This is a genomic window from Microbacterium sp. LWH12-1.2, assembly GCF_040675825.1.
Lineage (GTDB): Bacteria > Actinomycetota > Actinomycetes > Actinomycetales > Microbacteriaceae > Microbacterium.
The window spans coordinates 750,917-764,975 of record NZ_JBEGIJ010000001.1 but is presented as its reverse complement, the minus strand read 5'-3'; the positions used below and the strand labels follow the sequence as shown (position 1 = coordinate 764,975).

Genomic DNA, 14,059 nt, shown 5'->3' with positions numbered 1-14,059 from the left:
CCGTCGCAGTGATCAGCGCTGCGGCTGCGAGGTGAGCCAGTCCGAGAACGTCACCGTTCCCCGGTCGGCATCATCATCGGGAAGCAGACTGCCGTCTCGCATCGCACGTCCGAACGCGCCGGGAAGGGCGATCGCCGGCATCCACCCGGTGAGGCCGGTGTGGCGCGCCCACGACCTCATCATCTCGACGAGATCCTCCTCACGCGGGCCGGCGAGGTCGCGCGCGCGACCCGCCGGTGCCGCTTCGGCGAGGTCCACGAGCCGCTGCGCGACCTCGATGACCGAAACGGGCTGCGTGCGCATCCGCACCGCGAGATGCAGCGGCCCGACAGCGGCGCGTCGGTGCATCTGTGCCGCGAAGTCGTGGAACTGCGTCGCCCGCAGAATCGTCCAGGGCGTCTGGCCGGATTGCACGGCCTGTTCCTGCGCGAGCTTGCCTGCGTAGTACGCGTGGGGTGCACGATCGACGCCGACGATCGAGAGGGCCACGTGATGCCCGACCCCTGCGCGCTGTCCGGCGGCCAACAGCTTCGCCGTCGTGGCGGTGAAGAAATCCGTCGACGTCCTGGCACTCTGCGTGACGACGCTGAGCGCGTCGACCACGACATCCGTGCCCTCGAGCGCCGCGTCCAGGCCCGACCCGCTGCGCACGTCGACGCGGTTACCCCTGGTCAGCACACGGACGCGGTGGCCGCGTTGCTGCGCCACCCTCACGACCTCCGTGCCGATGATGCCCGTGCCGCCTGCGACTGCGATCTCCATGCGTCTCCGATCGATGTGGGTACTCGGTCCATTCTGAACCCGTACCGAGCATGATCTGTACCGAGCGCGTCAGGAAATCGCAGTCGACAGACTCACTCCCCTGCGAGACCGCCCAGCATGTGTCCGAACGAGCGACCTTCGCCGAGATAGGTCGACGGATCGTAAGGATCCACGACCACGCTCGGCTGTCGACGCGCGATCGCGTCGGCGAGTTCTCGTGCACCCTTCTCGACGCGCTTCGCGAGCGGTGCGACGTCGTCGCCCGCCCCGCCCCAATCGCTGGACGCCGCGAACACACCGGTCGAGACGGGCTCGGCGTGCAGATATGCGAACAGCGGACGGATCGCGTAGTCGATCGCGAGGGAATGACGTGCGGTCCCGGCATTCGCGCCGATCAGCACCGGCTTGCCGACGAGGGAGTCCGGATCGAGCACGTCGATGAACGACTTGAACAGGCCCGAGTAGCTCGTCGAGAAGATCGGCGTGACTGCGATCAGCGCATCCGCGGAGATCACGGTGTTGATCGCGGTCTCCAATGCGGGCGGCGCGAATCCGGTGAGCATGTTGTTCGTGATGTCGTGCGCGTAATCGCGCAACTCGATCACGTCCACGCTCGCCTCGATGTTGTGAGCGGCGAGGGCCTTCAACGTCTCCGCGGCCAGCCGATCCGCCAGCATCCTGGTGGACGACGGGTTGGAGAGTCCCGCCGAGACGACGGCGATACGACGAGTGGTCATCAGGCGTCCTTCCGGCCGAGGCCGAACGCCGCACCGGCCGGCGCCGGGGTGTCCTGATAGGGCGAGTCGCCGGTGAGGTTGTCCCCGCGGTTCGCACCGGGGCGCGCCTGACGGGTCGGTCCGTCGCCGAACTCCGCCTTGACGCGGGCAGCGTGGGTCGGAGCATCCGGAACGTTCGCCGGGCGGTCCTTCGCGAGCTCCTTGCGCAGCACCGGAACGACCTCGGATCCGAGGATGTCGAGCTGCTCGAGCACCGTCTTCAGCGGGAGGCCCGCGTGATCGATGAGGAACAGCTGCCGCTGGTAGTCGCCATAGTGCTCGCGCATCGCGGCGTAACGGTCGATGACCTGCTGCGGCGATCCCACCGTCAACGGGGTCATCTCGGTGAAGTCCTCCATGCTCGGGCCGTGACCGTACACCGGCGCGTTGTCGAAGAACGGCCGGAACTGGTTCACCGCATCCTGAGATTTCGCACTCATGAACACCTGGCCGCCGAGGCCGACGATCGCCTGTTCTGGCGTTCCATGGCCGTAGTGCGCGTAGCGCTGACGGTAGAGCTCGATGAGGCGCTGGTAGTGCTCCTTCGGCCAGAAGATGTTGTTGGCGAAGAAGCCGTCACCGTAGTACGCGGCCTGCTCTGCGATCTCCGGGGTGCGGATGGATCCGTGCCAGACGAACGGCGCGATACCGTCGAGCGGACGAGGCGTCGACGTGAAGCCCTGGAGCGAGGTACGGAACTTGCCCTCCCAATCCACGACGTCCTCACGCCACAGCTTGTGCAGCAGCGCGTAGTTCTCGATGGCGAGCGGAAGGCCCTGGCGGATGTCCTGACCGAACCAGGGGTACACCGGGCCGGTGTTCCCGCGGCCGAGCATGAGATCCATCCGGCCGCCGGAGACGTGCTGCAGCATCGAGTACTCTTCCGCGATGCGCACCGGGTCATTCGTCGTGATGAGCGTCGTCGACGTGGAGACGATGAGCCGCTCGGTCTGCGCCGCGAGTGCAGCGAGGAACGTCGAAGGGCTGGACGACCAGAACGGCGGGTTGTGATGCTCACCGATGGCGAAGACGTCGAGACCCACTTCTTCGCTGTGCTTGGCGATGGCCATCGTGGCCTTGATCCGCTCCTGCTCGCTCGGCGTCACGCCGGTCACGGGGTCGCGGGTGATGTCGCTGACCGACATGATGCCGAACTGCATCGCGTGTGCGCCCGACTGCTCGCTCATGATTACTCCATCTTTCCCGAAGCGGATGACTCGGCATCCGTTTCTATTCACTTGAATGTATCTGTGACAACGCGATCCTGGCAACTTTATTCCCGGGCGGTAGCCTCGAAGGATGAGCAGCGCTGACGCAGACTCCGGTCGTCCGATCACCGGATCGATCCAGAAGCCGCGACGCCGGGTGCCTTTCTGGGACAACGCCCGCTACGCCTGCATCGTTCTCGTGGTTCTCGGCCATGCCGTCCAGCGGCTGATCTACGACTCGGACATCGCTTTCGCGTTCTACCTCACGTTGTACGCGTTCCACATGCCGGCATTCGCGATCATCTCCGGATACTTCTCCAAGTCCACGTCGCCGACCAAGACCCAGATGGCCAGGGTGATCACGGACATCCTCGTGCCCTACATGATCTTCGAATTGCTCTGGACACTCACGAAGTGGCTCGTCGAGGGGCAGGCCGACCCGAACATCACGCGGCCGTCCTGGACGCTGTGGTTCCTGCTCGCGCTGGGGATCTTCCGCCTGGTCCTCCCCTATCTCGCACTCCTGCGCTGGCCGTTGGTGTGGACGGTCGCCATCTCGATCGGCGTCGGGTACCTGCCCAATGTCGACAGCACTTTCTCGCTCTCGCGCACCCTCGGCCTCCTGCCCTTCTTCGCATTCGGCTGGTGGCTGCGCGAGCACGACATCGTGGCCAGGATGCGGTTGCTGGATTTCCGGCCCTGGTGGGTGCGTGTCGCCGCAGTCGCCGTGCTCGCTGCGACCGGCTGGGCGGCGTGGACGTGGCTTCCGCTCTGGCAGACGATCGATCTGCGGCACTGGCTCTTCTACGAGGACTCGTATGCGGATCTCGGCGGCGAGCAGTGGTGGGCCGGCGGCCTGCGCATCGCGCTGATGCTCCTCGCCGTCGTCCTCAGCGCGGCGTTCTTCGCCCTGATTCCGCGCGGAACACACTGGTGGACGCCGTTCGGGCAGTACACGATGTACGTCTTCCTGCTGCACTCCTTCGTGCTGTACCCGTTCCGCGAAACCGGGATCCTGCGCGACCTCGACCCGACCTGGATCTGGTTGCCGGTGGTCGCACTCCTCTCGGTGCTGATCGCCCTGGCCCTCGCCACGAGACCGGTACGGTGGCTGTTCCGGCCTCTCGTGGAACCCCGCCCCACATGGCTCTTCTCAGATCCCCGGCTCGCCTCGCGCGAGGGACGCAGAAACGACCCGACCGGTTCCCGTCGCCCTGCTCCGCCTCAGTCGAAGAGCTCGGCTCCGACGTAGGATCCCGGTTTCGCGCCGGCTGGGACGGCCCAGATCCCCGAGCCGACATGTCGGATGTACTCGTTCAGCACGTCTGTCGACAGCCGACGCTGGAGTGACACGAACTGGGACGGATCCCGCTGGTAGGAGAGGAAGAACAGGCCCGCGTCGAGCCGGCCGAGGTTGTTGTTCCCGTCGACGTAGTTGTAGCCGCGGCGAAGGATGCGGATGCCGTCGTTCTGCTCAGGATGAGCAAGCCGGACATGGCTGTTCGCGTCGATCGCCGTTCCGCTGAAGTCTGGCGCGGTGAACTCGCCTCCGCCGGACAGCGGTGCTCCTGCGCCCTTGTCGCGGCCGATGATGGAGTGCTGCTCGGCGAGTCGAACCCGGTCCCACGTCTCGATCAGCATCGCGATCTTCCGGGCGACGAGATACGAGCCACCGGCCATCCAGGCGGGTTCGTCAGATTCGGCGACCCAGACGTGATCCTCGAGCGCCGCAGCGTCATCCGCGAGGATGTTCGCCGTGCCGTCCTTGAAGCCGAAGAGATTGCGGGGCGTCGCCTGCGCTGAGGTCGTGCGCGAGGTCTTGCCGAAGCCGAGCTGCGACCAGCGCAACCGCGCCCGCCCGAAGGCGATGCGGCTGAGGTTGCGGATCGCGTGCACGGCCACCTGCGGGTCGTCGGCGCATGCCTGGATGCAGAGATCGCCGTTCGACAGCTCGGGGTCGAGGTCGTCACCGAGAAACGGCGGCAGCTTCTCGAGAGTCGCCGGGCGCTGGGCGGCGATGCCGTAGCGATCGCCGTCCGCGTTCTCGAACAGACCCGGGCCGAAGCCGAAGGTGATGGTCAGCCCGGCCGCGGGCAGCCCCAGCGCCTCGCCGGTATCCTCAGGCGGCTGCTCGGCGGGACCGCCGACCGCACCGGTGGCGCTGACCTCCAGACCCTGCGTCATCCTCGATGCCGCATAGGTCCAGTCCTGCAGCAGCGACTTGAGGTCGTCGCGGTCGCTTCGCGGCATCATGTCGAACGCCGCGAAATGCAGGTGGTCCTGCACCGGCGTGGTGATGCCCGCCTGATGCGCACCGAAGAAGTCGAACGCGCTCTGCGCATCGGCGCTCTCCCGCGCGCGTCCGAGGGCGACTCCGCCGGCGAGACCCGCCCCCGTTCCGATCGCAAGACCGGCGACGCCCCCGCCGATCGCGAGGCCGAGCAGGCCGCGCCTGCTCAGGCCCGAGGGTGCGGATGCCGCGGTGTCGCCGACGGAGGCCGGCACCGCCGCCGCATCCGCTTCTGACTCAGTCATGGGGGTATCCCGGATCAGGACAGCACCGTGCCGGTCAGCTGCGACAGCGGCTCGGCGAGGGCGTTGATCAGATCGGTGAACTGGCGCTTGTCGGGGTCGGTGAGTTCGGCGTACCCGACGAAGCCCTCAGCCAGCGAGCCGTGGGCTGCGAGCGCCGCTTCGAGCTGCGCGTAGCCGGCCTCGATCTTCTCGACCAGCGCCGCACCGTCGTCGCCCTGCGCGGCGGCGAAGTCCTGCACCAAGGAGAACGCCATCTTGGACCCCTCGACATTCGCCGCGAAGTCGTAGAGGTCGGTGCCGGACCACCAGTCCTCCTCGCCCGAGATCTTTCCCGTCGCGACCTCATCGAGCAGCGCGATCGCGCCGTTCGAGATTCCGGCGATGCCCTGATCATCCAGCGCGGTGGTGAAGTCGTCGGAGTGGACGTAGGAGAAGAGCTCCTGCACGTCGGCGAGAAGCAGGTCACCGAACTCGGAGCGCTGCTCCGGAGTAGACGGTGCCCAATCCTGCCACGCCGGCGTCTCTCCATCGGCGTTCAACGCGTCCTGCGCCGGCACCCACAGGTCCTTCTCGATGCGGTGGAAGCCGGTCCAATCGAGCTCCTCCGCGACCGCGTCCACCTCGCGGTAGTCGATTCGCGGGTCGAGGTCGCCGAGCGCCTCCGCGACGGGCTCGATGCGCTCGTAGAACGCGCGGGTCTGCGGGAAGAGTGCGCGTGCGGTCTCATCGTCGCCGGCCACGTACGCGGCGACGAAATCCTCGACCGTGGGCACAAGCTGCCCGACCTGGTCCTTGACGAACGCCGCGTAGAGGTCGACCGCCTGCTGCTTCAGCTCGGCATCCGGTCCGTCGACGGCGACGCGGTCCCCGGTGACGGTGAACGACGCCTTGCCGACGCCCTCCCCGATCATGCCGGGCTTGCAGAGGGTGAAGTACTCCCCCGGCTGCGCGACGACGGTGAGCGTACGGGATGCCGACGGTGCGATGTTCTCGACCTCGCCGACGATACGCAGGCCGTCCTCGGCGAGCAGGTAGAACTCCGAGATTTTGCTGCTGTCGTTGGAGACCTCGAAGGTCAGGGTGCCGCTCTTCGCCGTCGCCGCGGAGACCGCGCACTCACCATCGGTGGAGGACACCGTGAAGGCTGCTGCGGCATCGACGTCGCTCTTCGCGACGCATCCGCTCAGAACGAGCGCTCCGGCGCCGGCGACCGCGAGTGCACCGATGATTCGGCGTGAAGAGATCATGCTGCTCCTTGTTGTGAAAGATGAAGGGTCTCGTCCTGGCGTGGTTCCGCCACCGGACGCGAGCGGGATGGACGCCGCCCGCGGAGACCGCGAACGTAGAAGAATCCGACGATGCCGACGTAGAGCGCCCAGGCGATGACCTGCAGCCAGGTCATCGCGGGCATGAACCCGACCGTCGCCTGCAGGATCGCAGCCCATGCGCTGTCCGGTGCGATGGTCGAAGCGACATCGAAAGACCAGCCGAACGGGATCGCCGACCACCCGACGGCGACCGCTCCCGTCGTCGGATCCAGCGGCGCGATGGCCGTGAAGGGACCGGGAAGTGCGCCGGCCTCCTGCAGATCCATCACAGCGTAGGCGAGGACTCCCGCGGCGACGATGACCAGGAATCCGCCGGTCCAGGAGAAGAACCGGCGCAGGTCCAGTCGCACGGCGCCGCGCGTGATCAACCAACCGGCGATGACCGCGGTGGCGAGGCCGAGCAGCGCACCGAGCAATGCTGTCGGTGCGTCTCCGAAAGACTGCACCATGGACCACAGCAACAGCGTCGTCTCGATGCCCTCCCTCGCGACCGAGACGAAGCCGATCGCAATGAGAGCCCACAGGCCGCCCCGGGTGAGGGCGCGGTCGATGCCGCCCTCGAGCGTCGCCTTCATGGTGCGGCCGGCGCGCTGCATCCAGAAGATCATCCAGGTGACCATGCCGACGGCGAGCAGCGAGAGACCTCCGCCGACGAGCTCCTGGGCCTCGAACGTCAGTGCGTAGTCGCCGAAGGTGAGCACGGCACCGATCCCGAGCGCCAGCGCGACGGCGAGGCCGATGCCGATCCACAACCGCGGGAGCGCATCGGCGCGGCCGAGTCGACGGAGGTAGGCGATGAGGATGCCGACGACGAGCGCGGCTTCCAAGCCTTCGCGAAGGCCGATCAGGAATGTGGCGAGCACGGAAAGGATGACTCTCAGTCTATGAACAGAGGTAAGGCATCCCTTACCTCTGAGACTTTATCACCCCGCCGGTAACGCGACGCAACACTGTTCGCGGCATCCCCCAACCGGATCTAACCTCGGGTCATGTCTGAACTCTCGCTCCCCATCCTCGACCTGTCCCAGCTCGACGAAGGCCCGGAAGCTGCTGCCCGCTTCCGTCAGGATCTGCGGACAGCGACCCATGACGTCGGCTTCTTCTATCTCACGGGTACCGGCATCTCCCCCGAGCTGGAGGCACGACTGCACCGCGCAGCGCTCGACTTCTTCGCCCTCCCGGAATCCGAGAAGCTCGCGATCGAGAACGTGAAGAGCCCCCACTTCCGCGGCTACACCCGTATCGGCGGCGAGCGCACGCAGGGGAAGGTCGATTGGCGCGAACAGATCGACATCGGCTCGGAGCGCGAGCCCGTCAGCGACGGACCCGCGTTCAACCGGCTGATCGGGCCGAACCTCTGGCCGGCGGCGCAGCCCGAGCTGCGTGAGATCGTCGACGAATGGCACGAGACCCTCTCCGAAGTCGCCCGCAAACTTCTCCGAGCCTGGGCACTCGCTCTGGGAGCTGCGGAGTCGTACTTCGACGAGCACTTCGGCGAGCCCTCCACGCTCATCAAGATCGTGCGCTACCCCGGAACCGAGGCGCCCGAACCGCGGCAGGGCGTCGGCGCGCACAAGGACTCGGGCGTGCTGACCCTGCTCTGGGTCGAGCCGGGCAAGGGTGGGCTCCAGGTCGAGCGCGATGGCACCTGGGTGGATGCCCCGCCCGTTCCCGGCGCGTTCGTGGTGAACATCGGGGAGCTTCTCGAATACGCCACCGGCGGCTATCTCAAGGCGACGAACCATCGGGTCGTCTCGCCCCAGGCACCGGATGAGCGCATCTCGATCCCGTTCTTCTTCAACCCGGCGCTGGATCAGCGTCTCCCGCTCATCGAGCTGCCTGCCGACCTCGCCGCGGACGCGAACGGGGTCACCCAGGATCCGAGCAACCCCATCCACGCGCTCTACGGCGAGAACGCCCTGAAGTCGCGCCTGCGTGCGCATCCGGACGTTGCGGCCATCCACCACGCGGATCTCGTCGGCGTGGTGTCCTGACCCACTGGCGGAACTCTTCGGCCAACGGCACGAGGTAGCTCGCCCTCCCGCTCGGCCGCCGGTTGCGGCAATAGAGTGACCTTGTGGATGCATCCCGTCCGCGGCGACCGACGCTGGCCGATGTCGCCGCTCTCGCAGGAACTTCGACCGCCGTCGTCAGCTATGTCGTCAACGACGGTCCCCGCGCGGTCTCCGCCGTGACGAAGGAGCGCGTCGAGCAGGCCATCGCCGAGCTCGGCTATCGACGCAATGCCCTGGCCGGAGCGCTCAGCGCCGGACGCGCCGATCTCATCGGGTTGCTCGTTCCCGACTCGGCCAACGCGTTCTTCAGCGAGCTCGCCCGGCATCTGGAGGGCGCGGCTCGACAGCGAGGGCTGCTCACACTCCTCGGAAACACCGGCTACAGCGTCAGCGCGGAGCGCGATTATCTTCACACCTTCTCCGACCTGCGCCCGCGCGGTATCGTGATCGCCACCATCTCCGACTCCCCCGAGCTCGCCATCGACTGCCCCCGCGTGTATGTGCACTCGGCCCCGGCGGAAACGGCGAGCCCGAGTGTCGTCATCGACGATGAAGATTCCGCGGCCGTCGCGGTGAGGCATCTCATCGACCACGGGCACACAGCGGTGCACTGCATCACGGGTCCGACCGATTTCGGGCCGGCCGGACGCCGAGAAGCAGGCTGGCGTCGAGCGATGCGTGCGGCGGGGTATGACACGACCGGTCTCGTTCACCCGATGCCGTTCGACCGTCTCGGTGCCGAAGAGGCGACGACCGCCCTCTTCAACAGCCCTTCGCCGCCGAGCGCGATCTTCGCCGCCACGGACGAGCAGGCGATCGGTGTACTGCGGGCCGCGGCGCTGTGTGGGCTGCGAGTCCCGGAAGACGTCGCGATCATCGGCTTCGACGGCATCAGGGAAGCACTGGCCGGAAGCACTCGCCTCACCACGGTCGCCGTGCCGCTCGCAGAGCTCGCCGCCGTCGTCCTCGACGCGCTCGATGGCGGCGCGCCGGCCGCCCATGTGCTGCACGCGACGCTGTCGATCGGCGAGACCTGCGGGTCTCATGCGGACGACGGATCTCCGATCGCGCGCCCGACGTCAGGCTGAGGCGCGGAAGACCTCTCGCCCGCCGGCGACGGTGAGGACGCAGCTTCCCGCGCCGTCGGCGACGAGTACCTCGTGCACCCCGGTCCCCTCGACGGCGATGTCGAAAAGCGCCAGGTCAGCGGGACCGCCGACTGACAGCCCTCCATAGCCGTCGTCCGCGAGACCCATGGCCTTGGCGCCGCCCAGCGTCGCCGCGCGCACCAGACGCTCCTCGAGGTCGGAATCCGTGTACCCCTGCTTCCTGGCGATCGCTGCGAGTTCCCTCACGTCTTCCATGAGATCGAGCGACGGGGAGGAGGCGAGCGAATCCGTCCCGACGGAGATCTCATGCCCCTCCGTCAGGTATGCGGCGACGGGCGCCTCGGCGAGACCGATGACCCGGTTCGATCTCGGGCAGAGCGCAACCTGCGTTCTTCTGGCCAGAAGCAGGTCGCGTTCCGCCCGGTCCAGGTAGATCGCATGGGCGACGTGGGTGGTCTCGCTCAGCAGTCCGATGGCATCCGCATATTCGCCCGTCGTGTGACCGACGCCGCCCTTGCGGACCAGTTCGAACTCGTCACGAAGGTCGCCGTACGCGCCGAGGACAGTCCTGTCGCCGTGGCGATAGAAGTCGGCCTCGGCGAAGGACTCGCCGAGATGGGAGTGCACGCGGAGACCGCGATCGGCAGCGATGCGCACCAGATCGGTGACCACGGATCCGTCCAGACTGTACGCCGCGTGCGGAGAGATCCCGCGACGGGCATCTGTCGGCTCCTCGAGCCACGCCAGGAAATCGGCCCGGCCACCCTCCCGCCAGATGCGATCGAACTGGCCGATCGCCTCGAGGTACTCGATGCCACCGACGCCGCATTCCGGCAGTGCCCCGCGCGCCGGGGTGTCGGTGACGATCTCGGCGAACACGGTCGTGCCGGACGCGATCGCCAGACGTGCGCCTTCCCGTGCGGCTTCGTGCCACGACGAGGGCTCCACCGCGTCGTAGAGTTCGCCGAACACGAACGACCACTCCTCGAAGCTCGTGTAGCTCCCGGCGCCGATCTCTCGGAATCCGGTGTACTGCAGATGCGTGTGCGCGTTGACGAGACCGGGCACGATCACGCCGCGCTGACGCGGGGCATCCGTCCACCGGGGCGGAAGGTCGGCCTGCGGACCGATCCAGGCGATGCGCCCGTCCTCGACGACGACGGCGCCGTCACGTATCGGAGCAGCCACGACCGGCACCACCCAGTCCGCCGCGTAGACCTCACTTGTCACTGACTCCTCCGAAGCCCTTGGCCAGCGCCTTCTGCGCGACAGCGAAGACGACCAGTGTCGGTAGGAGCGCGACGAGCGCCGCGGCGGCCTGCCCCTGCAGATTGACGTCTTCCCGAGTGGACAGCGAGGTGGCTGCGAGCGGGATCGGGTACACCGAAGGATCTCCCTGAAGAAGCGTGGCGGATACGAGCAGGTCGCCGAACGTCCAGACGAACACGAGCGCCACGACCGACGCGATGGCCGGAAGCGCCAACGGCACCGCGATGGAGCGGAAGATGCGTCCGAGTCCGGCTCCGTCGAGCGTCGCAGCCTCGAACAGCTCCGGTGTGAGCACCTGACGGAAGAACGTGTGCACGAGGTAGAGCGCGAACGGCAGACTGGCGACGCCGTTGATGAGCCCGGCGACGACCAGGTTGTCGGTGGCTCCGCCACCCGCGAGGATCACGAACACCGGGATCAGCCAGGCGATCATCGGAATCGCGTAGGCGGAGACCAGCAGCCAGCGCAGGCAGTCGGCGACGCGACCCTGATGCACGCGGAACCAGAACGCGCCGGCGAGGGCGGTCGTCGTACAGACGGTGCACGCGACCAGACACACCAGCAGCGAGTTCAGGAGCGCCCTGCCGAGATCGGCTTCGAACCATGCCTCGATGATGTTGTCGAGGGTGAACGCCTTCGGGATGCCGCCAGGGGCGGCGATGTAGTCCTCGCGCGTGCGCAGGGCAGTGCCGATCAGGAAGACGAACGGCACGATGAACGGAATCGTGATGAGCGCGGCGATGGTCGTCCTGACGCGGCGCTGGGTACGGATGCTCATGCCGTCGCCTTCTGCCCGATGACGCGCCGGATCAGCTTCGGCACGAGGATGCCGAGCACCGGTACGAGCACGATCATCAGCACCAGCACGACGGATTCCGCCGCTGCGGAGCCGAAGAAGCCGAAGCGCATGAACTTCTGGTAGATCGCGAAGTCGAGCGTCGTGCTGGCGAGACCCGGTCCGCCTCCCGTGAGCACGTAGATCCAGGAGAACATGAACAGGAAGATCGAGATCACTTGGAACATGGTCCACAGCACCACGGTCGGTCGGATGGCCGGAGCTGCGATGTGCCAGAACTCCTGCCAGAACCCGGCGCCGTCCAGGCGCGAGGCCTCGAAGATCTCCTGCGGCACGGCGCCGAGCGCGGCGGAGAAGATGAGCACTCCCGTTCCGAACCCTGCCCACAGCACGAGAACGATGATGACGGGCTTGACGAGGTCCTGGTCCGTGAGCCACGGGAGCGCCAGAGCGTGCCAGCCGATATCGGTGAGGAAGCTGTCGAGCGGCCCTTTGGTGGACAGCAGCGATCGGAAGACCAGACCGACGATCGCCGGAGACATCACCGCGGGCAGGAAGTAGATCGATCGCCACAGACCGGGTCGGGCGACGTGTTCACGCAGCAGGTAGGCCACGACGAGCGGGGCGATCACCCACAGCGGAAGTCCGAGGAGATAGAACAGCTGATTGCCGACCACCTGCCAGAACTCGGGATCGGCGAAGAGCTCCGTGTAGTTGCCGACGCCGATGAACGTCGACACTCCTCCCGGCTGCCAGTCGTAGAAGGACCGAAAGGCGAGGTAGATCAGGGGGGCGAAGAACACCCCGACCTCGAGCGCGAGCACCGGCAGCAGGAACAGCAGGTTTCCGCTGAGAATCGGGGTGCCTCGCCGCGCACGGGCGCGCGTCGATCGGGAAGGGCGCGTGATGGCGCCCTCCCCGATCTGCGAAGCGGGGTTCGTCATTTGCTCTTGTCGTAGGCGGACTGCGCCTGCTCGGTGAATTCGTCGATCGTCAGGTCTCCGCCGATCAGCGGGGCAGCGTTGCGCTCGTAGACGGCGAGCACGCTCAGCGGGAACGATGCGAAGCCGGTGTGATTCTCGTCGGCCTGCATCAGGGGCAGGTAGGCCTTCTGGATGTCGGTGGTGCCCTCGACCTCGAGGTTCTTCACGTTCGGCGGCACGCCGACGGCGTTCCACAGGATCTCCTGCGCTTCGGCGCTGGCGAGGAAGTTCACGAAGGCTGCGGACGCTTCAGGGCTCTTCGTCCATTTCGTGACGGCCCAGCCTGCCTCGGCGCCCGCATCGATGAGCTCCTCGTACTGCGAGTCGGGTACCTGCGGAAGACGCATCACCGTCGTGCTCGGGACCGTCTCGCTCGCCGTGCTCGCGGTGGAGAGCGACCCCATCGCGAACATCGCGGCGGTGCCGGCGTAGTACTGGTTGAACGCGTCGTCGTACATGTTCACGCCGAGGTTCTCGTCGCCGCCGAAGCATCCGGCGTCGTTCATGTCGAGGATGTACTGCGTGCCCTTGGTGAAGAGCTCGTCGTCGACCGGAACATCGCCGGCGACCCAGCTGTCCAGCGTCTCCTTGTCCATGAGCTGGCTGGAGATCATGTACATGAACGTCTCGAACATGTAGCCGTCCTTCCAGCCGGAAGCGAACGGCTGGATGCCTTTGGCGTTCAACTGCTCACACGTCGAGAGCAAGCCGTCCCAGTCGGCGATCGACGTGGCCGGGTCCAGGCCCGCCTGTGCGAAGAGCTCCTGATTCACCAGCAGCGCATAGCCGTAGGTGCCGGTGGGGAGGATGTAGAGGTTGCCGTCCTCCGAGTGGTTCTCCGGGAGGAACTTCAGGTTCTCCTCGACCTCCGGAAGCATCGCATCCTGCAGCGGGTAGAGGCCGTTGCGATAGCTGTAGGCCTGCGCTCCGCCGTACATCGTGACGACATCGGCGCCCTTGCGCGCGACGGTGGCGTTTCGCACCTGATCGAAGTATGTCGGGTACGGCATGGTGGTCAGTTCGACGGTCACCTGCGGGTACTTGTCCTGGAAGGCGGCGATCACCGCCTCGTAGGCCTCGGCCCCGCCGTCGTAATTGTCGGGGAGGAAAGACCACACGGTGATCGTGGTCTCCTCCTCGGGCACGTTCGCCGGGTCGAGCGCTTCGGCGCTGGGCGCTGCGCCCTCGGAGCATGCGGCGAGCGCGAGAGCGCCGGCCGCCAGCAAGCCGGCCGCTGCAATGCGGGTCCTGTTCTTGATCACGGGAAATCCTCTCGGT

Annotated in this window: 13 protein-coding genes; 3 read left to right on the top strand and 10 right to left on the bottom strand. The window is 66.9% G+C overall.

Annotated features, from left to right (window positions below; all coding sequences use genetic code 11):
• Window positions 1-12: 12 nt before the first annotated feature.
• The 3 genes from MRBLWH12_RS03510 to MRBLWH12_RS03500 form a co-directional block, all read right to left on the bottom strand.
• Window positions 13-762, bottom strand: a complete 750-nt coding sequence (locus tag MRBLWH12_RS03510) for an SDR family oxidoreductase (protein WP_363546171.1) — start codon at window positions 760-762, stop codon at window positions 13-15.
• A gap of 92 nt (window positions 763-854) precedes the next feature.
• Window positions 855-1,499: an FMN reductase gene (locus MRBLWH12_RS03505; RefSeq protein WP_363546168.1), complete on the bottom strand. Its 645-nt coding sequence runs from the start codon at window positions 1,497-1,499 to the stop codon at window positions 855-857.
• Complete coding sequence (locus MRBLWH12_RS03500; RefSeq protein ID WP_363546165.1) at window positions 1,499-2,725, bottom strand: LLM class flavin-dependent oxidoreductase; 1,227 nt, start codon at window positions 2,723-2,725, stop codon at window positions 1,499-1,501. The genes MRBLWH12_RS03505 and MRBLWH12_RS03500 overlap by 1 nt, the downstream gene beginning before the upstream one ends.
• A gap of 112 nt (window positions 2,726-2,837) precedes the next feature.
• On the opposite strand from MRBLWH12_RS03500, the gene MRBLWH12_RS03495 reads away from it, so the two are divergent.
• A complete protein-coding gene (locus tag MRBLWH12_RS03495; RefSeq protein ID WP_363546162.1) occupies window positions 2,838-3,998 on the top strand; it encodes an acyltransferase family protein in 1,161 nt (386 codons plus the stop codon).
• On the opposite strand, the gene efeB is transcribed toward MRBLWH12_RS03495, so the two are convergent.
• Genes efeB through efeU form a run of 3 tightly spaced genes read right to left on the bottom strand, consistent with a single transcriptional unit; the run spans window position 3,971 to window position 7,472 of the window.
• Window positions 3,971-5,281: an iron uptake transporter deferrochelatase/peroxidase subunit gene (gene efeB / locus MRBLWH12_RS03490; RefSeq protein ID WP_363546159.1), complete on the bottom strand. Its 1,311-nt coding sequence runs from the start codon at window positions 5,279-5,281 to the stop codon at window positions 3,971-3,973. The genes MRBLWH12_RS03495 and efeB overlap by 28 nt on opposite strands.
• Before the next feature lie 14 nt (window positions 5,282-5,295).
• On the bottom strand, window positions 5,296-6,528 hold the full coding sequence (efeO, locus tag MRBLWH12_RS03485) for an iron uptake system protein EfeO (RefSeq protein ID WP_363546156.1): 1,233 nt from the start codon (window positions 6,526-6,528) through the stop codon (window positions 5,296-5,298).
• Window positions 6,525-7,472 carry an iron uptake transporter permease EfeU gene (gene efeU / locus MRBLWH12_RS03480; protein ID WP_341975112.1) on the bottom strand — a complete coding sequence of 316 codons (948 nt, stop codon included), beginning with the start codon at window positions 7,470-7,472 and terminating at the stop codon, window positions 6,525-6,527. The genes efeO and efeU overlap by 4 nt, the downstream gene beginning before the upstream one ends.
• 126 nt (window positions 7,473-7,598) lie before the next feature.
• Between efeU and MRBLWH12_RS03475 the strand changes: the two genes are divergently transcribed.
• Both MRBLWH12_RS03475 and MRBLWH12_RS03470 read left to right on the top strand, forming a co-directional pair.
• Window positions 7,599-8,603 (top strand): isopenicillin N synthase family dioxygenase, encoded by a 1,005-nt coding sequence (locus MRBLWH12_RS03475; RefSeq protein WP_363546153.1) that lies wholly within the window; start codon window positions 7,599-7,601, stop codon window positions 8,601-8,603.
• Between the two features lie 83 nt (window positions 8,604-8,686).
• Window positions 8,687-9,712 (top strand): LacI family DNA-binding transcriptional regulator, encoded by a 1,026-nt coding sequence (locus MRBLWH12_RS03470; protein ID WP_363546150.1) that lies wholly within the window; start codon window positions 8,687-8,689, stop codon window positions 9,710-9,712.
• Here the strand turns inward: MRBLWH12_RS03470 and MRBLWH12_RS03465 are convergent.
• Genes MRBLWH12_RS03465 through MRBLWH12_RS03450 form a run of 4 tightly spaced genes read right to left on the bottom strand, consistent with a single transcriptional unit; the run spans window position 9,704 to window position 14,043 of the window.
• Entirely contained in the window at window positions 9,704-10,963 is a 1,260-nt protein-coding gene (locus MRBLWH12_RS03465) for an amidohydrolase family protein (protein WP_363546147.1), read from the bottom strand. The two genes, MRBLWH12_RS03470 and MRBLWH12_RS03465, sit on opposite strands and share 9 nt — an antisense overlap.
• Window positions 10,953-11,780: a carbohydrate ABC transporter permease gene (locus tag MRBLWH12_RS03460; protein ID WP_363546144.1), complete on the bottom strand. Its 828-nt coding sequence runs from the start codon at window positions 11,778-11,780 to the stop codon at window positions 10,953-10,955. The genes MRBLWH12_RS03465 and MRBLWH12_RS03460 overlap by 11 nt, the downstream gene beginning before the upstream one ends.
• Window positions 11,777-12,742: a carbohydrate ABC transporter permease gene (locus MRBLWH12_RS03455; protein ID WP_341975117.1), complete on the bottom strand. Its 966-nt coding sequence runs from the start codon at window positions 12,740-12,742 to the stop codon at window positions 11,777-11,779. Before MRBLWH12_RS03455 ends, MRBLWH12_RS03460 begins: the two co-directional genes overlap by 4 nt.
• On the bottom strand, window positions 12,739-14,043 hold the full coding sequence (locus MRBLWH12_RS03450) for an ABC transporter substrate-binding protein (RefSeq protein ID WP_363546141.1): 1,305 nt from the start codon (window positions 14,041-14,043) through the stop codon (window positions 12,739-12,741). Before MRBLWH12_RS03450 ends, MRBLWH12_RS03455 begins: the two co-directional genes overlap by 4 nt.
• Window positions 14,044-14,059 lie beyond the last annotated feature (16 nt).